The following is a 23,356-nucleotide window of genomic DNA, read 5'->3' on the forward strand; positions in this document are numbered from 1 at the left end:
GGGAATGCATAGTGCCTTTCGGTTAACCGACTGTCAATGCTGAACAATGGGCAAAAAAATGGGGCCCCCGCAGGTGCCCCATTCCGAATGATTATGGCGATTAAGCGTTCAGCTTACGCATCACCAGCGTGGCGTTAGTGCCGCCGAAGCCGAAGCTGTTGGACATCACGGTGGTCAGCGCTGCATCCGTCGCTTTAGTGACGATGTTCAGGCCAGCAGCCTGTTCGTCCAGCTCTTCCACGTTAATGCTTGGCGCGATGAAGCCGTGTTCAAGCATCAGCAGAGAATAGATGGCTTCCTGTACGCCCGCGGCGCCCAGAGAGTGGCCGGTCATGGCTTTAGTCGCAGAGATCGCCGGGCTGCGATCGGCGAACACTTCACGAATCGCACCCAGCTCTTTCACGTCGCCTACCGGAGTAGAAGTACCGTGGGAGTTCAGGTAGTCGATTGGGGTATCAACGCCGTGCATCGCCATCTTCATGCAGCGCACCGCGCCTTCACCGGATGGGGCAACCATGTCCGCGCCGTCAGACGTTGCGCCGTAGCCAACGATTTCAGCATAGATGTGTGCGCCACGAGCCAGAGCGTGCTCCAGTTCTTCAACCACAACCATACCGCCGCCGCCTGCAATGACGAAGCCGTCGCGGTGCGCGTCATAGGTACGGGAAGCTTTTTCTGGCGTTTCGTTGTACTTGGTGGACAGCGCGCCCATCGCATCAAACTCACACGCCATTTCCCAGCCCAGTTCTTCGCCGCCGCCGGCAAAGACGATGTCTTGTTTACCGAGCTGAATCTGCTCTACCGCGTTACCGATACAGTGGGCGGAAGTTGCACAGGCGGAGCTGATGGAGTAGTTCACCCCATGAATTTTGAACGGCGTTGCCAGGCAAGCGGAAACCGCAGAGCCCATGGCTTTGGTCACCACGTAAGGACCCACGGCTTTCAGGCCACGCGGGCTACGCATGGCGTCAGCACCAAAGACTTGCGCTTTAGAAGAGCCGCCGGAACCGGCAATCAGACCAACGCGTGGGTTGTTCTGGTAAACCTCTTCGCTCAGGCCTGCATCGGCAATCGCTTCACGCATGGAGAGATAGGCATAGATAGAGGCATCGTTCATGAAACGAACCACTTTACGGTCAATCAAACCAGTGGTATCCAGCTTGACGTTACCCCAGATGTGGCTACGCATTCCCGCGTCTTTAAACTCTTCCGAGAAAGTGATCCCTGAGCGTCCTTCTCGCAGAGATGCCAGGACTTCCTGCTGGTTATTACCAATGCTGGAAACAATGCCCAGGCCAGTAATCACTGCACGTTTCATTCAAATACCTCGTTCACTGCACTATGTAGGATTTCGTGTCGCACAATAGCGTACAGTTGTAAGCCGAACAAGTCCGATCAGCCAAATTGTGCGGAAATTTGCGCCGCTCCGCTCACGCCGTTATGATCGTGCCACTGCCTGTCAGACGAGCAACTTACGTGAAACATTCCCCTATACAATCCGCCAACCTCGGTTTTAACGAAGAAGGTACACCTGTATCCCGAGATTTTGACGACGTTTACTTCTCTAACGATAACGGACTGGAAGAGACGCGATACGTCTTCCTCGGCGGAAACCATCTCCCTGAACGCTTTGCAACCCACGAAAGACCGCTTTTTGTGGTCGCAGAAAGTGGGTTTGGTACCGGCCTTAACTTTTTGACTTTATGGCAGGCGTTCGATGAATTTTGTGTGAAACGTGAAGATGCCTGCTTAAAACGGCTGCATTTTATCAGTTTTGAAAAATTTCCCCTGACCGCCGCCGATCTGGCGCTGGCCCATCAGCACTGGCAAGAGCTCAGTCGCTTCGCCACCGAGCTTCAGCAACAATGGCCGCTGCCGATTCCCGGCTGCCACCGCCTGCTGCTGGACAATGGCCGCATCACGCTTGACCTGTGGTTTGGCGATATTAACGAGCTGATATCTCAGTTAGATGACACCCTTAATCAGCAGGTCGATGCCTGGTTCCTGGATGGCTTCGCGCCCTCTAAAAACCCGGATATGTGGACGCAGCAGCTCTTCCAGGCCATGGTTCGCATGGCTCGCCCTGGGGGCACGCTGGCGACCTTTACTTCCGCAGGCTTTGTACGCCGTGGCTTAATTGAAGCGGGCTTCACCGTGACACGCAGCAAAGGGTTTGGCCGCAAACGCGAAATGCTAGTTGGATCTCTACAACAGCCCGTGGATACTCCTGCCCGCACCCCCTGGTACGCTCGCCCTGGCACAAGTGAACGTGAAACCGCGATTATTGGCGGCGGCATTGCCAGCGCCCTGCTCGCCCTGGCGCTGCTGCGTCGAGGCTGGAAGGTCACCCTGTATTGCGAGGATGAAGCCCCAGCCCAGGGCGCATCCGGCAACCGTCAGGGCGCACTTTACCCGCTGCTAACCGCGCATGATGCGGCGCTAACCACCTTTTTCCCGGCGGCATTCACCTTCGCGCGCCGACTGTACGATGCCCTTCCGGTAACTTTTGATCATGCCTGGTGCGGCGTAACCCAGCTCGCCTGGGATGAAAAAAGCGCCCATAAAATCGAACAGATGCTCGGTCTGAACCTGCCAGACTTACTGGCGAAGACGGTGGATGCTGATACTGTGGCGGAAACCTGTGGCGTGGACACGCAGTGCGGTGGCATCAGCTATCCGCTGGGCGGCTGGCTCTACCCGGCACAGCTTACCGCCGGCGCTCTTGCGCTAGCCGAACAGCAAGGGTTGAAGATTCATTATGGATACCGGGTGACCGACTTAACGGCCGCGAAAGGCGGCTGGAAGATAGATTTTGCTCAGCAGGATACCGCCCAGCATGCCGCCGTCGTGCTGGCCAACGGACATCAAATAAGTCGGTTTTCTCAAACTCAGAACCTGCCTGTTTATTCAGTCGGCGGCCAGGTCAGCCATATTCCTACCACGCCGGGATTAAGCCAGCTCCGCCAGGTGCTGTGCTACGACGGCTATCTGACGCCGGTCAACCCGCACAACCAGCAGCATTGTATTGGCGCCAGCTATCACCGTGGCCGGGATGAAATGACCTGGAATGCAGAAGATCAGCAGCATAATCGCCAGCGCCTGCTCGGCTGCCTGCCGAATGCCGAATGGGCAAAAGAAGTGGACGTTTCAGCCAACGAAGCCCGCTGCGGCGTGCGCTGCGCTTCACGCGACCACCTTCCAATGGTGGGCAGTGTGCCAGATTATGACGCCACGCTTGAGCAATATATCGGGCTGGCCGAGGATCGTGCAAACGCAGAGCCTGCACCGGTTTACGACAATCTTTATATGCTGGGTGCATTGGGCTCACGCGGGCTGTGTAGCGCGCCGCTGGCTTCTGAGATTCTGGCAGCGCAGATGAGTGAAGAACCTATTCCGCTGGATGCAGTCACGCTCGCGGCGCTGAACCCGAATCGGCTTTGGGTAAGGAAGCTATTGAAAGGAAAAGCGGTGAAGTGATGTTCCCCTCATCAGCTTCTCTGTAACGCTTTTATCCCCTCTCCCTTTTAGGGAGAGGGTTAGGGTGAGGGTTAAAACTTCGCCTTCTCGAAAAGCGTTTCCCACATGCCCAACACCAGCGCCTGGTCGCGCGGGGAAAGCTCACCGGCCTGAATCGCCTTTTGCAGGCTATCGCTCACCACCACATGCAGCGCGTCTGGCGTATGGTCGTCGCCGTTTTCCAGTTCGGCTACCGCCAGAGTCAGGTGCCCACGCAGATAACCGCTGGCAAACAGGTCGTCGTCACTGGCGTGCTCCACCATCTCATCAATCAACGCCAAAATACGTGACTCAAATTCCGCGATCATCATACATCCTCTTCATACAGGTGATTTTTAGTTTAGGTCTTCTGGCCAGGCAAACTGCCCGGCTTCGAGCGCAGGGGTGCCATAATACGCCCTTAACGCGTCAATCAAACGAGCCGGGCGCTCGGGGATCCCGTCTTTCAGATAAGTCATAACCTGGGCATGAACCCGGCGCTGAAACGCAATGCGGTCAGGCTCAAAATCGCCGCTCAGGTTGTCGCAGCTGACGTTAAACGGGAAGCCCGCGGCGGTGCTGAGCATCCACTCCAGCGCCTGCGGCTTCACTTCCACATCTTCGAACTTGCCCTGGGTTTCGGCGTCTCGCCCGTCCGGGCAATACCAGTAACCGAAGTCCACCAGCTTGCGGCGCTCTGCGCCCGCCACGCACCAGTGGGAAATCTCATGCATTCCGCTGGCGTAATAGCCGTGCGCGAAGACGATGCGGTTATACGGCAATTCGTCATCCGCAGGCAGATAAATAGGCTCGTCATCGCCCTTGATCAAGCGGGTATTAAACTCTGCCAGGAAGCAGCTATCGAACACGTCAATCAGTTCCTGGTAATGGTGTTGTTTGCTCATAGTAACATCATTCATTTCAGGCTATCCCTAACCAATGGAGAATTTCCGGTCCGTGGCTGTCATACAGCAGCTTGGCGCTCATTACCGCCGAAACAACGACAATCATTGGGCGAATCAGCTGCTGCCCTTTACTTAAGACGAGGCGCGAACCCGCCCTCGCCCCTAAAAATTGCCCGGCCATCATCACAAAGCCGGTGCCCCAAATCACCTTGCCGCCGATGATAAACAGCAGCAGCCCGCCAAGATTGGAGGTGGCGTTCAGGACTTTCGCGTGGGCGGTGGATTTGGCGAGGTTGAAGCCGCAAAGCGTCACAAAGGCCAGCGCGTAAAACGACCCGGCGCCGGGGCCAAAGAAGCCATCATAAAAACCGACGCAGCCCCCGGCAATTAACGCGAACGGCAAACCGTGCAGGCGGCGCTGCCGGTCTTCTTCCCCGAGCTTTGGCATCAGCAGGAAATAGAGCCCGATGCCGATAATCAGCAGCGGCAGGATCTGGCGCAAAATATCGGACTTCACGTGCTGCACCAGCAATGCGCCGCAGGTAGAGCCGATAAAGGTCATCAGAATATTGAGCTTCTGATCGGCAAGGCTGACCACCTTGCGGCGAATGAAATAGAGAGAGGCTGAAACCGAGCCGCCGCAGGCCTGTAGCTTGTTGGTTGCCAGGGCCTGAGCCGGAGACATGCCTACCGCCAGCAAAGCAGGGACCGTCAGTAACCCGCCGCCGCCCGCAAGGGCATCAATAAACCCGGCCAGCATGGCGACAAAAAACAGCGCCAGCAGCAGCAGCGGGGAAACCATAAACCATTCCATTTACAGAGCGTGCTCATCCAGTAATGCCTGACAGGAGGCGGGTAGCGGCGGTGGCGTTGTCTTTTTCGGCGGCGTGCTGCCTGGTGCAGGCGGCGCGAACCAGCTTTGCAGCTCGGCCCCGCAGCCGTCTCCCGGAGGAGGCAGAGGCTGATCCTCACACTCAAGGCTGTTAGCCGGGCAGCGCAGGCGAACGTGCATGTGGGCGCGGTGGGCAAACCACGGGCGCACCTTACGCAGCCAGTCGCGGTCAGCGCCCGCATCTTCGCAAAGCCGCTGCTTAATAGCCGGGTTCACGAAGATGCGCGTCACCTCGTTATCTTTAGCCGCGAGCTTAATCAGGCTGTCGATTTCCGGTTTCCACAGCGAAGGCACCACGCGCTTGCCGTCGGCAGCAACCAAATCCAAAGCCTGAGGGCGCAGCAATTGCGCCGACGTCCAGCGAGTTTTTGGCAGTTGCAGGAAAATGTCGACATCAAGCCCGGTCTGATGGCTGGCGTGGCCGGAGCTAAAACGCCCGCCTGCCGCCATGCCCATGTCACCAATCAACACTGTCCCCAGGCCGAGCTGATTTACCTGATTACTCAGGCGCTGAATAAACATCACCAGATCGGGATGACCAAAGTAGCGACGCTGATCCGGGCGCATCACCTGGTAGCGGGCGTCCTCAAGCGGCAACGCGTGAGCCCCGACGATGCAGCCGTTGGAAAACGCGCCAATAGACTGCGCGCTACCGGCAATCGGGTGGTCGATTTTTTGCCACGGCGTCGCCGCTAGAGCCTGGGCGCTGGCGGCCAGCGCCAGCATCCCGATCAGGAGTTTGTTCATCGTCTTACCAGCGAGGCAGCGGGGAAGAAACGTCAGCGTTCTGAGCGCGCTGGCGCAGCAGGTGATCCATCAGCACGATAGCCAGCATTGCTTCTGCGATCGGCACAGCGCGGATCCCCACGCAAGGATCGTGACGCCCGCGGGTGATCATCTCCACTTCTTCGCCTTCGCGATTAATGGTTTTGCCCGGCACGGTAATGCTGGAAGTTGGTTTCAGGGCCATGTTAGCCACGATCTGCTGACCGCTGCTGATGCCGCCCAGAATGCCGCCCGCGTGGTTGCTCTGGAAGCCTTGCTGGGTGATTTCATCCCGGTTCTGGCTGCCGCGCAGGTTCACCACGCCGAAGCCTTCGCCAATTTCCACGCCTTTCACCGCGTTGATACTCATCAGCGCGTGGGCAATGTCTGCGTCCAGGCGGTCAAAGACCGGCTCACCGAGGCCCGGCGGCACGTTGTCAGCCACAACGGTCACTTTCGCGCCGATGGAGTCGCCCTCTTTTTTCAGGCCTCGCATCAGCTCGTCCAGCGCGTCGATTTTATCCGGATCCGGGCAGAAGAACGGGTTCTGCTCAACCTGATCCCAGTCTTTGATTTCCAGCGGAATATCGCCCATCTGCGTCAGGCAGCCGCGAATTTTAATGCCGAACTTCTGCTCAAGGTATTTCTTGGCAATGGCGCCCGCTGCAACGCGCATGGCGGTTTCACGGGCAGAAGAACGGCCGCCGCCGCGGTAGTCGCGCAGGCCGTATTTTTGTTCGTAGGTGTAATCCGCGTGTCCCGGACGGAACACGTCTTTGATGGCGCTGTAATCCTGGGAACGCTGATCGGTATTTTCAATCAGCAGTCCAATGCTCGTGCCGGTCGTCACGCCTTCAAACACGCCGGAGAGAATTTTGACCTGGTCAGGCTCACGGCGTTGAGTGGTGTAGCGCGAGGTGCCCGGACGGCGGCGATCGAGATCGTGCTGCAGGTCGGCCTCCGTCAGCGGGATGCCCGGCGGGACGCCGTCAACAATGCAGCCCAGCGCGATGCCGTGAGATTCACCAAATGTCGTTACGCGAAAAACCTGTCCAATACTGTTACCAGCCATCACGGCTCCTTAATCACCGTTCTAGTTATTGTGTTGTGCGCGGGAAGTAAAACGAGCCCGAAGGCTCGTCTACGTTCGGCAATTAATCTTTGTAGATACTGAAGTACTCGCGAGCGTCAATCAGCTGCGCTTTAGTCAGCATAAATACGCCGTCGCCGCCGTTGTCGAACTCAAGCCAGGTGAACGGCACCTCCGGGTACTGTTCCATCAGGTGTACCATGCTGTTCCCCACTTCACAAATCAGGATCCCGCCGTCGGCCAGGTAATCCGGCGCGCAGCCAAGAATACGACGAGCCAGCTTCAGACCATCGCTGCCGGCCGCCAGGCCCAGCTCAGGTTCGAAGTGGTATTCGCCCGGCAGATCCGCCATGTCTTCTTCATCAACATACGGCGGGTTCGTCACAATCACGTCGTACTGCACTTTAGGCAGGTCGCGGAACAGGTCAGAGCGGATCGGCGTGACGTTGTGGTCCAGGCCGTGCTCGGCAATGTTCTGCTCGGCCACGGCGATAGCGTCAGGGGAAATATCAACAATATCCACTTCCGCATTCGGGAATTCATAGGCGCAGGCAATCCCGATGCAGCCGCTGCCGGTGCACATATCCAGAATGTGCTGCGGCTCGTGGTCGAGCATCCCGGCAAAGCGGTTGTTAATCAGCTCTCCAATCGGCGAGCGCGGCACCAGTACACGTTCGTCCACGTAGAACTCGTGGCCGCAGAACCAGGCTTTATTGGTCAGGTAGGCAACCGGAATACGTTCGTTGACGCGGCGAATCACGCGTTCGACGATGCGGTGACGCTCGCTTGGGGTCAGACGCGCGGTGCGCATGTCTTCAGGAATATCCAGCGGCAGGTACAGACTTGGCAGAACCAGCTGAACGGCTTCATCCCATGGATTGTCGGTGCCGTGCCCATACCAGATGTTGGCGGCGCTAAAGCGGCTGACCGACCAGCGCAGCATGTCCTGAATGGTATGCAGCTCGTTTACTGCCTCATCGACGAAAATTTTATCCACGTGCCCTCCGCAGGCGACTCACGCTAGTTCAATAATAATCGGCTAGTTTGCCATGAAGGAGGCGACAAATCAGCATTCATCGACGCCGGGAAGCCGCGAAATTTGCGTTTTCTTTATTGCTGCCGGGTAAAGCAGGTAAACTGGCCGCAAAGCGAATGCGAGATGAGAGATGAGAGAAACATGAAAAAAAAATCACCGCTCAGTTCCGAAGATGAGGCGCTGTTTCGCGGCCTGATGGGCGGCACGAAAAAACTGGCTCAGGACACGATTGTCCACCGCCCGGTGCGCAAGAAAATAACGGAAGTGCCCGTGAAGCGTCTGCTGCAGGAGCAGGCTGATGCCAGCCACTATTTTTCCGATGAGTTTCAGCCACGCCTGGCGACCGAAGGGCCAATGCGCTACGTGCGCGAAGGCGTGAGTCATTTTGAACTGAAGAAACTGCGTCGCGGGGATTATTCTCCGGAGCTATTTCTTGATTTGCACGGTCTGACCCAGCTTCAGGCCAAACAGGAGCTGGGCGCGCTGATAGCCGCCTGCCGCCGCGAGCATGTTTTTTGTGCCTGCGTGATGCACGGCCACGGTAAACACGTCCTAAAGCAGCAAACGCCGCTCTGGCTGGCGCAGCATCCGCATATTGTGGCGTTTCATCAGGCACCGAAAGAGTACGGCGGCGATGCCGCGCTGCTGGTGCTGATTGAGATTGAGGAGTGGCAGCCGCCGGAGCTGCCATAAGCTCAGCGCAAGGGATTCCCCTCACCCCGGCCCTCTCCCATAGGGGGAGGGGGAAAACGATCGGGAGCAGTCCCCTCGCCCCTTTGGGGAGAGGGTTAGGGTGAGGGGGAAAATCCTGAGCACCTTAAAAGCAAAAAGAGCCGCGTTCGCGACTCTTTTTTTCATGCTCACAGCAATCAGATAGCCTTAGCCACCTTGAAGTTGCAGGGGCTCATCTGCCAGTTAAACACACCTTTACCGGAATCCGGGTCCAGCGTGACGTTGGCAATGGCCGAAGTCGTAAACATCGGCGGAGCCTCTTCCGGGCAAAGCTCGGAAACCAGATAACCCACGAGCGGCAGGTGGGAAACCACCAGCGCAGATTCAACACCTTGACTTGCCAGCGCCAGCAGGTAATCCCCCACCAGGCCTACATCACCGCAGGGCCGCAGCTCTGGCAGGATGTCTTCTTTTTCCGGGAGGTTCAGCGCTTCCCGCACCACGTCCAGGGTCTGTTCAGCTCGCAGGTAAGGGCTCACCAGAACACGTTCGATACTTGCCACTTGACCCGTTAACCAGGTCGCCATCAGACGGGATTCATCACACCCACATTGGGTTAAGGGACGAACCGAGTCGCTGGCAGCATCGAGTGCTGCGTCGCCGTGACGCATGATAAAAACTTGCATATTGCACCGCTTTTGTTAACCAGGAACGCCTGAACCCGCACGCTGAAAAAGTGGGGTTCACGGCAGCCGGGCATTGTGCCTTATCCGTACATCGAATGAAACGCTGTCTTTTACCTCAATGCTGCAAGTATAGTCAATATCTGTTTACAAAATGACCTTGCAGCGTACATTTACCGGTTTTAGCTCAGCGCTTCGTCAAGCTCGGTCACCGGCTGCGACGTCAACGCGGGCCAGAAACTAAGGTGTTGTTCAGCCATAATAATCAGCCTTTCACAGGGGCTGAACCGCTCCCCGTACTGGCTCGCTAAACGCTGTAATTTTGCCACCACATCGGCGGCCCCCAGGCTGTCCATATACCTGAACGGCCCGCCTAAAAACGGCGGAAAACCAATGCCGAAAACGCCGCCAATATCGCCATCACGTGCGCTTCTGACCACACCCTCATCGAGGCAGCGAGCGGCCTCGTTGAGCATCATCATGACGCAGCGCTCGGCGATGTGTTCCGGGGTCTGACGCCCGTTCGGCGTCACGCCTAATAGCGTGTAAATCGCTGTGTCAGGCTGTTTCTTGCTTTTACGCCCTTTTGCAGGATAAAGATAGAAACCGCGACCATTTTTTCTTCCTTTGCGATCGTCCTTCAAGATTGCATCCACGGTATCAGGCGCGGCAAAGCGATCGCCGAAAGCCTGCTGCAGAATCGGGATAATCTTCGTGCCGACGTCTATCCCAACCTCATCCAGCAATTGTACCGGCCCCACCGGAAAACCGAACTTCACCAGCGCATCGTCAATACGCTCGATCGGCTCACCTTCCGTGAGGCAGCGCAGCGCTTCATTAACATAAGGCGCCAGAATGCGATTGACGTAAAACCCGGCGCTGTCGCCTACCACAATCGGCGTTTTGCCCTGTTTTTTCGCCAACTGCACGGTCGTGGAAATGGTTTCCGCGCTAGTCCCTGCATGAGGAATCACTTCGACCAGCGGCATTTTGTCTACAGGGCTGAAGAAATGCAGGCCAATAACCTGCTGCGGGCGCGCTGCCTGAGCGGCAATATCGGCAATCGGCAGCGAAGAAGTATTCGAGGCAAAAACGGTGTGCGGTGCAGTATACTGTTCAACCTCAGCCACCATTTTTTGCTTCAGCGCCAGATCTTCAAACACGGCTTCCACCACGATATCTCGCTGGCTAAAGCCGTGGTAATCGGTTCCAACGGAGATACGTGCCAGTTCGCGCTGGCGCTCAGCAGGCTTCATATGGCGGCGACGGACTTTCTTCTCCAGCAGATCCCAGCTGTATTTCAGCGCGTGGTTAATGCCTTCGTTGTTAATGTCCTTAATGCGCACCGGAAGCTTGCCTTTGGTGGCCGTCACATAGGCGATCCCGCCGCCCATTAATCCCCCCCCCAGCACGCCGACAGAATTTAGTTTGCCGGGCTTTGCTTCACCGCCATACTCTTTTTTCAGCTCCGTACTGGCAAAGAACAGGCCGCGCAAAGCGGCAGATTCGGGAGACATGGCCAGCTCACCAAACGCTTTGGCTTCGGCCTCATAGCCGCTTTTGCTCCCTTGCTCCAGCCCGGTGCGGATAACCTGGATAATGCGGCCCGTTGCCGGGTAATTGCCCTGCGTCTTCTCTTCGGTCTTCTTGCTGACCATGCTGAACAAGAGCGAGCGCCCCAGCGGCCCGGCGAGTACGCGTTCTTTTACCGGCAGTTCACGCGAAGGTTTCCGCCCTTTAAGCGCCAGCTCAACAGCGGCCTCAAGCAAAATAGATTCGGGCACCACGTCATCCACCAGCCCCAGCTTCAGGGCCTGACGCGGGCGCAGCTGCTTGCCGGTCAAAATCATGTCCAGCGCATTGCTGACGCCTATCAGGCGAGGTAAACGCTGAGTGCCGCCCGAGCCCGGCAGCAGGCCCAGTTGCACTTCCGGCAGGCCAAGCAGCGTTTTAGGTGAATCGGTACAGATGCGGACATGGCAGGCAAGCGCCATCTCCAGGCCGCCGCCCAGGCAGGCGCCGTGAATCGCGGCCACCACCGGGATCGGCAGCGCGGCGATTTCTGCCATGATCTGCTGCCCCTGTCGCGCCAGCTCTTGCGCTTCTGCAGCCGTTTTGCAGCCGCCTATCATGTTGATGTCGGCCCCGGCGATAAAGTTGTCCGGCTTGCCGGAGATAAATACCAGCCCCTGCACGCTCGGGTTGTCGCGCAGTTTTTTTATAATGCTGTGTACCTGCGCCCCAAATTCGGCCTTCAGGGTATTCATTTTTTCGCCCGGAACGTCGATGGTCACTACGGCAACGTTATCCAGTCGGATGTGTAAATCGAATGCGCCTTGCTGTGCCATCACTCCACCTCCAGAACCATTGCCGCACCAAGCCCACCGGCCGCACACGCGGTAACGAGGCCAAAGCCTCCCCCGCGGCGACGCAGTTCATGCAGCGTCTGGGTAATCATCCTTGCGCCCGTCGCCGCAAACGGATGCCCGTAGGCGATCGACCCTCCCAGCACGTTAAATTTCGCGTCATCGACTTCGCCCGTGGCGTGAGCCCGGCCCAGCACATTGCGGGCAAAGTTTTCACTAGAAAGCATTTTCAGGTTGGCTAACGTCTGCGCGGCAAAGGCTTCGTGCATATCAAACAGGGTCAAATCATTCAGCGTAATGCCCGCGCGCTCAAGCGCCAGCGGCGTCGCCCACGCCGGGCCAAGCAGCATATCCTGCCAGACATCAATGGCGGTGAACGCGTAGCTGCGCAGGAAACCGAGCGGCTTGAGGCCAAGCTCTTTTGCCCGGGATTCGGTCATCAGGATCACGGCCGCAGCGCCGTCCGTCAGCGGCGTACTGTTAGCCGCGGTCACGGTGCCGTGCTTGCGGTCAAACGCCGGACGGAGTTTTGCATAATCGGCGAGGCTGGAGCCTTTACGCACGTTGTTATCTTCAGCGAACGGCTGACGATAGGGAGGAATAAACGCCGTCATCACTTCATCGGCCAGCTTTCCTTCCTGCCAGGCCTGGGCGGCACGCTCGTGGGAACGATGTGCCAGCGCGTCCTGCTGTTCGCGAGTGATGCCGTGAGTTTTCGCCATCTGCTCAGCGGTATCCCCCATACGCAGACCGGTAGAATATTCAGCCACGGCGGGAGGAACTGGCAAAAGATCGCGAGGACGTAATTTGGAAAACAGTTTCAGCCGCTGCCCAAGCGTGCGCGCTTTGTTCACGTCCACCAGCGTACGGCCCAGCTTTTTGCTGACGCCAATAGGCAGCACGGAAGAAGAATCTGCGCCACCTGCAATCCCGGCGCGAATGGTGCCGGCCATCAAACTTTCGGCTACGTTTGCAACGGCCTGGAAACTTGTGGCGCAGGCACGGCTGACGCTGTAGGCATCGGTATGGACGCTCATGCCGGTCGCCAGCACGATTTCACGGGCAATGTTTGGCGCTTCCGGCATTTGTACCACCTGGCCAAAGACCAGTTGCTCAATCGCCTCGGGCGGCACTTCGCTGCGGGCCATCAGCTCGCTCACCACCATATTGCCGAGATCGACGGCGGGAATACCATGAAAAGCCGTGGCCTGACGGGCAAACGGCGTGCGTAAACCACTGACAATGGCAATACGATCGCCCTGGCGGGTAATCAACGGCAGTGCCTGACTCATAACGCTCCCCTGCTAAAAAAAGTGAATACAGACAAAAAGTGGTCTGACCTGATCACAGTCTTAACTAAAAATTCACATCCAGCCAACCAGCGGGCGAGAAAAATGGGAGAAGCGACACGAATTATTACATAACGAAATGAACGCCCCCGCTTTACACGGGGGAATTAGAGAGCGGGAATTTAACGCAGGCCGAGCTGGAAAATCATCGTTTCAGCCTGGCAGCTAAACTGGAAATCGATATCCAGCTGCACGCCGTCGGCGACTTCGGTGTAGCGCGGTGTAATCTGGCAAGGTTCAGACTCAACGTCACGGGCTTTAGCCGTTAACGCAGCCAGCACTTCATCGGCTTCTGTTTTGCTAGTAAATACACGGCTGTAGGAGGCGATGCAATCTGTGTTGTCGATAATAGAACCGACATCAATGCAGCAGCAAACCGGGGTTTCATCGGCGGTATTTTTACTCATCACGCTTTCCTCTGTAATGCGGCTTAAAATAGGAGAATGGTTAAAATAATTGTGGCTATTTTACGCCCGCCGTTGCATCTGCTCCAGTTGATAATCCTCACAAAACCGACAAGTGACGGAAATCACACTTAAAAATGATCTAAAACAAATAACATCCCCGCTTTGATGAGAAGTTCCCCCCAATTTTGCCACTCAGATCCCGTTTTCAAGATCAAACATGAAAAACTTTAGAAACAAACTTGCAACATCCTCGCTGGTCAGACCTATACTCTCGCCACTGGTCTGATTTCTCTGTACCCGATCAGTCCCTACTATTCGCGCTCCTGTTACGGTATGTAACATTGTTTGCATAAAAATAAATCAATGAGGTTTTGGTCATGAGCCAGAAAAACCTGTTTACAAAGTCAGCCCTCGCGGTTGCAGTGGCAATAGTCTCCTCCCAGGCGTACGCCGCCGGCTTTCAATTAAACGAGTTCTCTTCCTCTGGCCTTGGCCGAGCGTATTCGGGGGAAGGTGCAGTTGCGGATAATGCGGGTTCAGCAAGCCGCAACCCCGCTACCATCATGATGTTCGATCGCCCTTCTTTCTCCGCTGGTGCTATCTTCGTTGACCCGGACGTTGATATCTCCGGCCGTTCGCCGTCAGGCAAAAGCCTGGATGCGAAAAACATCGCGCCAACCGCATGGGTCCCTAACCTGCACTTTGTGGCGCCGATCAACGACCAGTTTGGCTGGGGTGCGTCCGTTACCTCTAACTACGGCCTGGCCACCGAGTATAATGACAGCTACGCAGCAGGCTCGATGGGCGGTACCACCGACCTGACGACCCTGAACATGAACCTGAGCGGCGCCTACCGCCTGAACAGCAACTGGAGCTTCGGCCTCGGTTTCGACGCGGTTTATGCTAAAGCGAAGATTGAGCGCTATGCGGGCGATCTGCCACAAATTCTGGCGGCAAATCCAAAAGTTCCAGCAGCTTATAAAGGTCTGCTCGGATCTATCCCTGCAGATACCCAAATCGCCCATCTGAAGGGTGACAAATGGGGCTTCGGCTGGAACGCCGGGATCCTGTATGAAATTGATAAAGACAACCGCTACGGCTTCACCTACCGCTCTGAAGTGAAAATTGACTTCGACGGCGACTATAAGAGCAGCCTGCCACCATCAAGTGCTTTGCCACCGGCACTCTCCGGTATCCTGTCCGCAAACAACATTCCTGTCGGCACGGGCGGCGCGACTATTCCTGGCTCTCTGAACCTGTATCTGCCTGAGATGTGGGAACTGTCCGGTTATAACAAAGTGGCACCAAAATGGGCCATCCACTATAGCCTGACCTACACCAGCTGGAGCCAGTTCCAGGAGCTGAAAGCGAAAGACAGCAACGGCCAGAAGCTGTTCTATAAAGATGAAGGCTTCCGGGATGCTTACCGCATCGCGCTGGGTACCACCTACTATATGGACGACAACTGGACGTTCCGTACCGGTATCGCGTTCGATGACAGCCCGGTGCCGGCTAACAAGCGTTCTATCTCCATTCCGGACCAGGACCGCCTGTGGCTGAGCGCCGGTACCACCTATGCGTTCAACAAAGACGCGTCTGTGGACGTAGGCGTTTCCTACATGCACGGTCAGAAAGTGAACATTGAAGAGTACCCGTACTCCTTCAAATCTGAAGGTAAAGCCTGGCTGTACGGCGCTAACTTCAACTACGCGTTCTAAGTTACTGCCCCGAAAAGTAAAGCGCCTTCATCAGAAGGCGCTTTTTTTATGCCTGCTCGTTTAGCTTCTCTTCAAACCGCAGTAATCTTCCCGCATTGCCGAGCACCAGCAGCGTGCTGAGATTATGCAACAGCGCAGCGATAACTGCGCCAGAAGCGCCAAGCCAGCCAAAAGCCGCCACCGCGACAATGGCCAGCGTCCAGCCCAGGCCGATAAATACGTTGACCTGCAAAGTCCGTCGGCAACAGCGGCTCAGGCGCACGCAGGTGCCCAGCCGGCGAAGATCGCTGCCGATCAAGACAATATCCGCCGAAGACATCGCGATGTCGGACCCACCGGCCCCCATTGCCACGCCCACCACGCCAGCCTTTAGTGCCAGCGAATCGTTGATACCATCGCCGATAACCATAGGCCGGTAGCCGCTGTCGATTTGCCGTTTTACCTGCGCCAGTTTATCCGCGGGCAGCGCCCCGGCCACTACGTCAGCGATCCCCACCTGGTGCGCAATTTTGTCCGCAACCGACTGGCGATCGCCGGTCAGTAAAAGCTGTCGGTTTAGCCCAAGATCGCGCAGCTCGGCCATCGCCGTTGCCGCCTCACTTCGCAGACTATCAGCCAGCAGCAGCCAGCCAAGAAAACGGCCATCCAGCGCCAGCCCGACAATCGGGCCATCGTGCTCAGGGGCTGCAGGTAAGTCGCTCAGAGTGGAGGCTAACAGCTCACGCCTGCCAAGCACCGCTTCTCCCTGCGGTGTAGAGGCGGAAACGCCTAGCCCCTGATGCTCACGCACATTTTCGAGAGGCAGCCAGGCTTCCCGCGAAACAATCTCGCTTACCGCGCGGCTGACCGGGTGATTGCTGGTCGCGCCCAGGCTGGCCGCCAGGGTTTGCAGCAAAGTGGGATCGGTGTCGCCATAAGGCGCCACGGCCTGCAGGTGTAGCCTGCCGTGCGTTAGCGTGCCGGTCTTGTCGACCACCACGGCGTTGATCTCCGCCAGCTCCTCAAGAAAGGCCGCGCCGCGAATTAAAATGCCGTGGCGGGCGGCCACCGTCAGCCCGGCAATAGATGATGCCGGGGCGGAAAGCACAAGCGCGCAGGGACAGGCTGCCACCAGGACGGCCAGCATCGCCTGGGCATCCTGCGTCAGGAACCAGGTGCTGGCGGCAATCATCAGCACCAAAAGCAAATAACGCGCCGCGTGGCGCTCGAGCAAACGCGTTATCGGCGGGCTTGCCTGTTCCGCGCTTTGCATCAGGGCGATCACGCGCCCCAGCGTCGAGGTCTCTCCGGTACGCGTAACCCGGATGCGCAGCAGACCATCCAGATTTATCGCCCCGCCAAAAACTTCCGCACCCGGCACAACTTCCTGCGGTACGGACTCCCCGGTAATCGGTGCCGTGTCCAGGCTGGCTTTGCCTTCCAGCACCAGGCCGTCGGCAGGAATATGGTCCCCGGCACGCACTTCAACCACATCGCCAGGTTCGAGATCGTGGTTGTCAATATCCTGTAATTCACCGTCCGCGCTTAAGCGCCGCGCCCGGCTGCGCGTGAGTTTGCTCAGCGCGGCAATAGCTTCCTGCGACCCAATCACGCTGCGCTCTTCGAGAATATGCCCGACGATCATGATCAGCGGCAGCAGCGCGGCGGTCAGAAGATCCCCGGTCGCCCAGGCACCCAGCAATGCCAGCGCGATAAGCTGGTCGGTCAATCCGTGCAGGCTGGGGTAGCGCAGGCTATGCAGCGCGTGACGCAGCACCGGAACAGCCACAACAACCGAGGCTGCGCCCAAAAGTAAATCGCCAACGGCAACCTGCTGAGGCGCCAGCCACCGCCAAAGCAGCCCCAGAATCAGCGCCCCGCTGGCCACCAGCGCCAGCATCAACTGGCGGGTAATATGCCGCTGCTCCTGGCGGGTCAGCGCCCCACCGGCTTGTACAGAAGAAGTCATGGTTTCGTCGGCTCTTGTTGCGCTACACCCTGCAGGATCAAATGCGCATCATCCTGCGGCGACACGGTGATTACCGACCCGGCCAGGGACAGGATCCCGGCTATTCGCTGGCGATAAATACGTCCCAGCAAATCAGGATCGTCATGGTTGCTGGCCAGACGGGCAATTGTCGCCGTGTCCGACTGCGCCTTCGCCACGCTCTCCTGCGCTTTTGCCTGGGCAGTTTGCAGCATCTGGTCGGCCTGTTGAACCGCCTTTTGCCGCGTTAATGAGGCATCGCTTTGCGCCGTCGCGATCGCTTTCGAGGCCTGCTGGCTGGCGGTTAAGACCGCATTGAATGCCGCCACGGTCGTCAGCGGTAAAGCAGACTGCACGGTCACCCGCTCAAGAGTAATCCCCGCATCGCTCCCCGACTGCTGAAGCCGCAGCAAATTCTGTTCGATATTCCGCTGCACGTCGCTCCGCAGCTGTTCGCGCTGCTGCGCCACGTTCATATCGTTGCCGGGCATTTCGGGCCGGGCAACCAGAATGGTATCCAGATCGCGGGAAGCACAAACCGCGACCGCCGCGCGCTCGACCAGCCGGTCCAGCAGCGGCAGGACATGCTTGTCCTGTAACACATAAGCGGTTGGCGTTCTGACCCGATAAAATACGCTAATATCCAGTTGCACAACGCCCGCATCACCGGTGAGCAAGAAACCAGAGCCCGAAACAGCATCATTGCCGGGGCCACCGTTGATATCCAGGCTTTGCGCTTCGGACGAGCGCAGCAGCGCGGTCACCCGGTGTTCAATCACCCGATCCGGTCCTGGCACCATCACTACTTCATTTACCGGCGCGGGCCAGGCAAGCAGCAAGCCAGGCTCGGCTACGCGCTGCTCAGCGCCGAAGCGCAGCACCACGGCCCTGCTGCCCGGCGGAATTTGCCGGACATTCGACAGCAACCACGCCCCGGCGGCAAACAGCGTCAGCACAAAGATCGCGATAAACGCCAGCCGAATCGACTGCGTCCACGGCCCACCGGGCTCAAGTTTTTGCCGTTCAGTCATGGTTTTTTATCCGCCGCTTTATCCATTTTCGGCCCGTCAACCAGCAGGCTGAACGGTTTGGCATCGGTACGCAGCACCAGTCGGGTTTGCGCATTCACCATGCCGCTAAGCGCGTCAATCTGGCGCAGCAGGCTATAAAGCTGCGGGGCGCTGGCATAAGCTTTACCGTAAATGGACGCCGTTTGTACCTGGGCCTGGGCTTCGATATCCGCCGCTTTCACTGAGGCCTGAGCTTCGGTGATGCGGGCATCGCGGTCGGCGGCGGAACGAATCTCTGCCGCCGCGCGCTTACCTTCCGCCGTGCGCTCAATCGCAATGGTTTCACGCTCTGCTCGCATACGGTCAACCGTGGCGTTGAGCGTCACGGCCGGCAACGTCAGGCGTTCGGTGCCCATCTGCACCAGCCTGATGCCGTAACTTTGCAGCAGCGGCTGGCTGATTTGCTGCTGAAGATGCGATTCAAACTCCGCCAGCTGAACCTGCTTGCCGTCGGTGTTCACCAGTTGAGAAAGCGTGAAGCCGCTGGCGGTGGTTTCCAGCGCTGAGCCTAAGTAGGTGCGAATTTGCCGGGCCGCTTCATCCGGCTGGTTTTGCACCGCCCGCATAAACCGCTGCACGTGTTCAGGCGTGCTGTCCACTTCCCATACCGCGTAGGACTGAACGATGATCCGCAGGCCATCGCGCGTGCCGACATCCTGCAGCCCGCTGGACGTCGTCCGCAGGCGCAGATCCACCACCGTTGCCGTTTCAAAAGGGGCAGGCAGCCGCCAGGCAAGCCCCGGCTCCAGCAGCACGCGGACGGGTTTGCCGAAACGGGTGATCACCAGTGATTCACCGGATCTCACCTGCACCAGGCTCGCAGCCGCAAGCAGAATAACGACCAAAACAACGGCGGCGGTAATACGCTTCCAGGCGCCTTTTTTACCCCCTTCCGGGGCGGAAGAGTGGCCATGACTGCAGCCGTGGCCGTGGTGGTGATCATGATGTCCATGAGAGTGGGAATGGCTCACCGGGAAAGCTCCTGTGCGGGTTTAGCGGGCGCGTCACGCCGCGCCGCATCGGTAGAAGTAGGGAAATCACGCAGATCGAGCGTGGGCGGCGAACCGGCACCAATTCGCTGGTCAATGACCAATAATGGGCGGCCGCTGAGGGCCTGCTGAAGCTGTTTAAACCAAAGCTCGTCGATAAAGACCTGCCCTGCCTGCTGGTAAGCATTCTTCTGCGCGGCAAAGCGGATGGCCGTTGCCTGAGCTTCGCTTAGCGCTTCGGTAGCATTAACCTGCGCCGTGTTTTCGCGCACTGCAGCATTGGTCGCGGCAATCGCGGCTTTTTCTGCCGCACTTCCCTGCTCTCTCAGAATCAGAGACTGCGCGGCAATCTGCGCGGCCTGTACACCATGAAAAGCGTCGGCCGCCCCAGCAGGCGGATGAATCGCCTCCACGACGGTAGAAAGGATTTCCACGCCGCTGTGCAGGTTATCCAGTTGCTGCTGCACGGCCTGGTTAATCTGCCCGGCCAGGTCGTCACGCCGCTCGCTCAGGACATCATCCAGCGTTAAAGACGAGAACTGATGTACCAACACCTCATTTGCCGTGCTGCGCACCAGATCAGACAGGTTCACTGCCCGGTAGGTTGCCGCCAGCGCGGCGTTATCAGTCAGGCCAATACGCCACATAAAGCGCACGTCGCTGTTAACGATATGCAGGCTTTGCCGATCCCCGCTCTGGCTGGCGATGATTTGTGCTTTGTCGAAGTTGTGGGTGGCATCCCAAAGCCTGTCGGCGCTGGCGGGCGCGGGGCCTTCGGCATCGGCGCGTTTTACAGGAGGTTGGCTGGCTGGATCTTCCCCGGCAGCCAGCTCATGCACCTGCCCATTTTCGGTCAACTGCACCCGACCAAACGGCCAGGGCAGCCCCAGATGCAGCCCCGGCTCAAGCACTGCCACAGAGCGGCCAAAGCGCTCATACACGCCGCGTTCGGTGGCTGAGATTTGCTGCAGCCCGGTCAACAACCAGCCGCAGATCACCATCAGGGTCACCATCGGGATAAACGCGCGCTTCAGGACGCTGAAGGCCCAGACCTGGCGAAGATCGATGCCAAACCGCTGGTGCAGCTCCTGCTGTAAAAACCCGAGCGGGCGCGGCGGCCAGGTTAGCTGGGCGGCCAGCTGGCTTTTGGGGATAAGCCTGGGCTCTGTCGTGCCGTCTCCGGGGGGTGCGAACAGAGAAAACAGCCCGCGCAGCATAAACTCGACGGCAACCAGCAGTACCAGCGCAGCGGGCAAGTTTATCGCCAGTGCACTGTTGAGCTGTGGCCAGACAAGTCCCGGTAAACTCAGCACCTGTACCGCCATCACCAGGCGCAGCAGCGGCGCTATCGACCCGGCTTCCGGGGAAGCTTCTTTCGATACCGCACTGAGATGCCGTTCGGCCACCAGCAGCACAAAGACGGATCCTGCCAGGCACGCTACAGCTATCCAGCGGTTATTATTGTCCAGCAGCGGAACGTAGCGGCTACTCCAGCCAGAAAACGCAATATAGAACGCCAGCGCGGCAAGCGCCCCGGACCAGATGCCTTCTGCCTTAAACAAAGCTTCAGCCCGGGCAAAATTTAACGGCACCAGGCCCGTAAGCCAGCTTAAAAGAGGATTCCTGGGCGCTTCTTCCTCCTGAACCGAAGGCTCAATCGGTGGGGAAAACTTAAAGCTTCGCCACTGGCAAATACGCTGCGTCGCGTGCAGCGAAACAACCAATAACAAAAGCGCTGCGGCATTGCTGCAGAGTAAAGCGACCCAGCGGGAATCTGGCTCCAGGATACTGACCGTCAGCGCCAGCAGGAGCATCATAAACAGCAAGAAGGTTAAGGCGAACACCGCACGCGCGGCGAGTCGGGCCTGCGCGCCGGCCAGCGAATAGCGAGCGGGCAGCGCCTGAGGCAGCAGTTCAGCTTCGGGTAACCGGGTAGGTGGCATGATGTTTTAAGCGTGAGGTGCGCAAGAGTTACGCAGTATTTTTGGGTTGTTATTTTATAACATACCAACACAAAATGCTGGCGAGTAAAGATGTGTCATTTTATGTCAGTGTTATGACAATAAAAAAGCGAACATCAATGTTCGCTTTTTCACATCCAGGTAGCACTTACTGGGAGTCGATATCTTTCAGGTCATCCTGAATCGCCGCCGCGTTCGGGTTCGCCTCTGGCTTAAGCTGGCCGCCGTTAGCCAGGAAGTCATGGCGCTGGAAGTAGGCTTCACGCACGGTGATATAAGGATCGGCTGACTGGCGCAGCAGGCCGTCGGAATCCAGCAACTGGGCGCGCGTTTCGACACCTTCGACCGCCCATTTACCGATGGACATCGGCCAGGTCAGCCAGGAAAGCACCGGATACAGCGTATCGACAAAATCACCGCCGTCTTCGCGCAGCGTGAAGCTGCCATAGCCCGGTAACATCACATAAGGACCGTAGCCTACGTCGTAATGGCCCAGCGTGCTGCCGAAGCGGTGAGGCTCGACGCGCTGAAGTTTAGGGTTAGCCATCCCGGCCACGTCGATGAAGCCCCCCATCCCCAGCAGGGTGTTCAGGAAGAAGCGCGTAAAGTGCACCATCCCCTGGTACGGGTCGCCCTGCACGAAGTAGTTCACCATCGTGGCGGGCTCTTCGAGGTTGCTGGTGAAGTTGCTCAGGCCGTTGCGCGCGGGCACCGGCACATAGTCACGCCACGCTACGGCCACCGGACGTAATACATACGGGTCCAGCACGTTGTAGTTGAAGTTGAACATTGAACGGTTGAACCCTTCGAGCGGGTCCGAACGCCCCTGAGGCTGCTGGCTACCAGAACTGGCACATCCCACTAATACCGTTGTTGCCAGAGCAAGTCCGGTCAGGCGGAAATTCATTAGCGTCTCCCTATTATTGTTTGTCTGCGCTTTCAGTGGTGCCCGGTTCAAGCTGGGCCCTCGCCTGATCGATGCTGCGCTCAATGACGGCGCGGCGCTGGTCGTTTGCCGGTAAAATTTTCAGCATCATGTCCCACGCCCCAATCGCCTCACGGTAGTTCTGGCGCTCAAAAGCATTGAACGCCAGCAGGCTGAGCACGCGAATATTCGTGTGGTCATCTTTTAACATTTCGCGGAGCAGAAGCCCACCAAGCTGGTTATCCTGCGCGTCGGCAGAGCGGGTCAATACTTCAGCATAGCCCAGCTTTGCTTCGCCGTTTGTGGGCGCAAGTTTATAGGCGTGAGCAAAAGCCTGTGTCGCCGTTGTGGCGTTATTCAGCACCATGCCAATGCGCCCAAGCATCATCCAGCCTTCAAGATTATCAGGCTGTTGCTGCAATCGCGTGCGTAATCCTAACCCAAGACGCGCCATCTCTTCCATAGTCAGCGGCGCGGCCTGCGGGTCAAGAACACGTTTTAACAACGCTGGCGTCTCGGCCGTCGCCTGCCGCCAGGCCTGCACCTGCGCCAGCCCGGACGTTTTCAGATAACTGCCAGCGCTGACCGCCAGCAGCAGCACGCCCCCCGGCAAAAAGACCCACAGCGAGATTTTCCCTGAGGTTATCCCGCCGTTCAGCGCCGGATTTTCTTCCGTGAGCGAAATCTTTTGCCGCCTGCGGCTGCGCAAGACAATCACCGCCGCACCACCGACAATAAACAGCCCCGGCAACACCCAGAGGATCACCGTGGCTGGCGTCAGCGGCGGCTCATAGGTCACAAAATGGCCGTAACGCTCCACCATATAGTCCACAATCTGTTGCTTGCTTTTTCCCTCCTGCATCAGCTCGTAAACTTTAAGCTTCATGTCTGAGGCAATCATTGCATTGGAATCCGCAATACTGTTGTTCTGGCATTTCGGGCAGCGCAGCGCCTCGGTTAGCTGGCGGAACTGCTGCTCCTGCGCTTCATCTTTAAAGGTGAAGGTATCAATGGCCGCCGCCGCATTTAGGCTAAACAGCATCCCGAGCAAAAAGAACATTGCGCGC

General features: G+C 57.8%; 20 protein-coding genes. 3 read left to right on the top strand and 17 right to left on the bottom strand.

Annotated features, from left to right (window positions below; translation table 11 throughout):
• Positions 1-100: 100 nt before the first annotated feature.
• Positions 101-1,318, bottom strand: coding sequence for a beta-ketoacyl-ACP synthase I (gene fabB / locus WFN87_RS17110; protein ID WP_008459695.1), 1,218 nt, complete (start codon positions 1,316-1,318; stop codon positions 101-103).
• 158 nt (positions 1,319-1,476) lie between these two features.
• Between fabB and mnmC the strand changes: the two genes are divergently transcribed.
• Positions 1,477-3,477 (top strand): bifunctional tRNA (5-methylaminomethyl-2-thiouridine)(34)-methyltransferase MnmD/FAD-dependent 5-carboxymethylaminomethyl-2-thiouridine(34) oxidoreductase MnmC, encoded by a 2,001-nt coding sequence (mnmC, locus tag WFN87_RS17115; protein ID WP_336983418.1) that lies wholly within the window; start codon positions 1,477-1,479, stop codon positions 3,475-3,477.
• A gap of 71 nt (positions 3,478-3,548) precedes the next feature.
• Here mnmC and WFN87_RS17120 read toward each other — a convergent pair whose 3' ends face one another.
• The 6 genes from WFN87_RS17120 to prmB form a co-directional block, all read right to left on the bottom strand.
• Positions 3,549-3,824, bottom strand: a complete 276-nt coding sequence (locus WFN87_RS17120) for a YfcL family protein (protein WP_008459691.1) — start codon at positions 3,822-3,824, stop codon at positions 3,549-3,551.
• Positions 3,825-3,851: 27 nt separating this feature from the next.
• Positions 3,852-4,400 (bottom strand): elongation factor P hydroxylase, encoded by a 549-nt coding sequence (locus WFN87_RS17125; RefSeq protein WP_008459689.1) that lies wholly within the window; start codon positions 4,398-4,400, stop codon positions 3,852-3,854.
• A 16-nt stretch (positions 4,401-4,416) separates the two neighbouring features.
• On the bottom strand, positions 4,417-5,214 hold the full coding sequence (locus WFN87_RS17130) for a sulfite exporter TauE/SafE family protein (protein WP_008459687.1): 798 nt from the start codon (positions 5,212-5,214) through the stop codon (positions 4,417-4,419).
• Positions 5,215-6,039: a penicillin-insensitive murein endopeptidase gene (mepA, locus tag WFN87_RS17135; RefSeq protein ID WP_008459685.1), complete on the bottom strand. Its 825-nt coding sequence runs from the start codon at positions 6,037-6,039 to the stop codon at positions 5,215-5,217.
• A 4-nt stretch (positions 6,040-6,043) separates the two neighbouring features.
• Positions 6,044-7,129, bottom strand: a complete 1,086-nt coding sequence (aroC, locus tag WFN87_RS17140; protein ID WP_008459684.1) for a chorismate synthase — start codon at positions 7,127-7,129, stop codon at positions 6,044-6,046.
• Between the two features lie 82 nt (positions 7,130-7,211).
• Positions 7,212-8,144, bottom strand: coding sequence for a 50S ribosomal protein L3 N(5)-glutamine methyltransferase (prmB, locus tag WFN87_RS17145; RefSeq protein WP_336983419.1), 933 nt, complete (start codon positions 8,142-8,144; stop codon positions 7,212-7,214).
• 180 nt (positions 8,145-8,324) lie between these two features.
• Here prmB and smrB point away from each other — a divergent pair, with 180 nt between their 5' ends.
• A complete protein-coding gene (smrB, locus tag WFN87_RS17150) occupies positions 8,325-8,876 on the top strand; it encodes an endonuclease SmrB (RefSeq protein ID WP_008459682.1) in 552 nt (183 codons plus the stop codon).
• Positions 8,877-9,052: 176 nt separating this feature from the next.
• Here smrB and sixA read toward each other — a convergent pair whose 3' ends face one another.
• The 4 genes from sixA to WFN87_RS17170 all read right to left on the bottom strand — a co-directional run bounded on the left by sixA (position 9,053) and on the right by WFN87_RS17170 (position 13,660).
• On the bottom strand, positions 9,053-9,541 hold the full coding sequence (sixA, locus tag WFN87_RS17155) for a phosphohistidine phosphatase SixA (RefSeq protein WP_008459681.1): 489 nt from the start codon (positions 9,539-9,541) through the stop codon (positions 9,053-9,055).
• A 179-nt stretch (positions 9,542-9,720) separates the two neighbouring features.
• On the bottom strand, positions 9,721-11,886 hold the full coding sequence (gene fadJ / locus WFN87_RS17160) for a fatty acid oxidation complex subunit alpha FadJ (protein ID WP_336983420.1): 2,166 nt from the start codon (positions 11,884-11,886) through the stop codon (positions 9,721-9,723).
• Entirely contained in the window at positions 11,886-13,196 is a 1,311-nt protein-coding gene (fadI, locus tag WFN87_RS17165; RefSeq protein ID WP_008459679.1) for an acetyl-CoA C-acyltransferase FadI, read from the bottom strand. The genes fadJ and fadI overlap by 1 nt, the downstream gene beginning before the upstream one ends.
• Before the next feature lie 179 nt (positions 13,197-13,375).
• The gene (locus WFN87_RS17170; RefSeq protein ID WP_008459678.1) at positions 13,376-13,660 is read right to left on the bottom strand and encodes a YfcZ/YiiS family protein; all 285 of its coding nucleotides are present in this window, start codon (positions 13,658-13,660) and stop codon (positions 13,376-13,378) included.
• A gap of 377 nt (positions 13,661-14,037) precedes the next feature.
• Here WFN87_RS17170 and fadL point away from each other — a divergent pair, with 377 nt between their 5' ends.
• A complete protein-coding gene (gene fadL / locus WFN87_RS17175; RefSeq protein WP_166990856.1) occupies positions 14,038-15,378 on the top strand; it encodes a long-chain fatty acid transporter FadL in 1,341 nt (446 codons plus the stop codon).
• A gap of 46 nt (positions 15,379-15,424) precedes the next feature.
• Here the strand turns inward: fadL and WFN87_RS17180 are convergent, their stop codons facing one another.
• From WFN87_RS17180 to WFN87_RS17205, 6 genes are all read right to left on the bottom strand, one after another.
• Positions 15,425-17,326 (bottom strand): heavy metal translocating P-type ATPase, encoded by a 1,902-nt coding sequence (locus WFN87_RS17180; RefSeq protein WP_336983421.1) that lies wholly within the window; start codon positions 17,324-17,326, stop codon positions 15,425-15,427.
• Positions 17,323-18,375: a protease modulator HflK gene (gene hflK / locus WFN87_RS17185; protein WP_336983422.1), complete on the bottom strand. Its 1,053-nt coding sequence runs from the start codon at positions 18,373-18,375 to the stop codon at positions 17,323-17,325. The genes WFN87_RS17180 and hflK (WFN87_RS17185) overlap by 4 nt, the downstream gene beginning before the upstream one ends.
• Positions 18,372-19,385: a protease modulator HflC gene (hflC, locus tag WFN87_RS17190; protein ID WP_336983423.1), complete on the bottom strand. Its 1,014-nt coding sequence runs from the start codon at positions 19,383-19,385 to the stop codon at positions 18,372-18,374. The genes hflK (WFN87_RS17185) and hflC overlap by 4 nt, the downstream gene beginning before the upstream one ends.
• The gene (gene hflK / locus WFN87_RS17195) at positions 19,382-21,346 is read right to left on the bottom strand and encodes a protease modulator HflK (RefSeq protein WP_336983424.1); all 1,965 of its coding nucleotides are present in this window, start codon (positions 21,344-21,346) and stop codon (positions 19,382-19,384) included. Before hflK (WFN87_RS17195) ends, hflC begins: the two co-directional genes overlap by 4 nt.
• 166 nt (positions 21,347-21,512) lie before the next feature.
• Complete coding sequence (mlaA, locus tag WFN87_RS17200) at positions 21,513-22,271, bottom strand: phospholipid-binding lipoprotein MlaA (RefSeq protein WP_008459669.1); 759 nt, start codon at positions 22,269-22,271, stop codon at positions 21,513-21,515.
• A gap of 13 nt (positions 22,272-22,284) precedes the next feature.
• The gene (locus tag WFN87_RS17205; RefSeq protein WP_336983452.1) at positions 22,285-23,349 is read right to left on the bottom strand and encodes a cytochrome c-type biogenesis protein CcmH; all 1,065 of its coding nucleotides are present in this window, start codon (positions 23,347-23,349) and stop codon (positions 22,285-22,287) included.
• Between the last annotated feature and the right edge of the window lie 7 nt (positions 23,350-23,356).

This window comes from Cedecea sp. AS113, assembly GCF_037152415.1.
GTDB lineage: Bacteria > Pseudomonadota > Gammaproteobacteria > Enterobacterales > Enterobacteriaceae > Cedecea.

Coding starts and splice junctions, on each gene's coding strand:
- fabB (WP_008459695.1), bottom strand. CDS start 1,318: ATGAAACGTGCAGTGATTACTGGCCTGGGCATTGTTTCCAGCATTGGT.
- WFN87_RS17120 (WP_008459691.1), bottom strand. CDS start 3,824: ATGATCGCGGAATTTGAGTCACGTATTTTGGCGTTGATTGATGAGATG.
- WFN87_RS17125 (WP_008459689.1), bottom strand. CDS start 4,400: ATGAGCAAACAACACCATTACCAGGAACTGATTGACGTGTTCGATAGC.
- WFN87_RS17130 (WP_008459687.1), bottom strand. CDS start 5,214: ATGGAATGGTTTATGGTTTCCCCGCTGCTGCTGCTGGCGCTGTTTTTT.
- mepA (WP_008459685.1), bottom strand. CDS start 6,039: ATGAACAAACTCCTGATCGGGATGCTGGCGCTGGCCGCCAGCGCCCAG.
- aroC (WP_008459684.1), bottom strand. CDS start 7,129: ATGGCTGGTAACAGTATTGGACAGGTTTTTCGCGTAACGACATTTGGT.
- smrB (WP_008459682.1), top strand. CDS start 8,325: ATGAAAAAAAAATCACCGCTCAGTTCCGAAGATGAGGCGCTGTTTCGC.
- sixA (WP_008459681.1), bottom strand. CDS start 9,541: ATGCAAGTTTTTATCATGCGTCACGGCGACGCAGCACTCGATGCTGCC.
- fadJ (WP_336983420.1), bottom strand. CDS start 11,886: ATGGCACAGCAAGGCGCATTCGATTTACACATCCGACTGGATAACGTT.
- fadI (WP_008459679.1), bottom strand. CDS start 13,196: ATGAGTCAGGCACTGCCGTTGATTACCCGCCAGGGCGATCGTATTGCC.
- WFN87_RS17170 (WP_008459678.1), bottom strand. CDS start 13,660: ATGAGTAAAAATACCGCCGATGAAACCCCGGTTTGCTGCTGCATTGAT.
- fadL (WP_166990856.1), top strand. CDS start 14,038: ATGAGCCAGAAAAACCTGTTTACAAAGTCAGCCCTCGCGGTTGCAGTG.
- WFN87_RS17180 (WP_336983421.1), bottom strand. CDS start 17,326: ATGACTTCTTCTGTACAAGCCGGTGGGGCGCTGACCCGCCAGGAGCAG.
- hflK (WP_336983422.1), bottom strand. CDS start 18,375: ATGACTGAACGGCAAAAACTTGAGCCCGGTGGGCCGTGGACGCAGTCG.
- hflK (WP_336983424.1), bottom strand. CDS start 21,346: ATGCCACCTACCCGGTTACCCGAAGCTGAACTGCTGCCTCAGGCGCTG.
- mlaA (WP_008459669.1), bottom strand. CDS start 22,271: ATGAATTTCCGCCTGACCGGACTTGCTCTGGCAACAACGGTATTAGTG.
- WFN87_RS17205 (WP_336983452.1), bottom strand. CDS start 23,349: ATGTTCTTTTTGCTCGGGATGCTGTTTAGCCTAAATGCGGCGGCGGCC.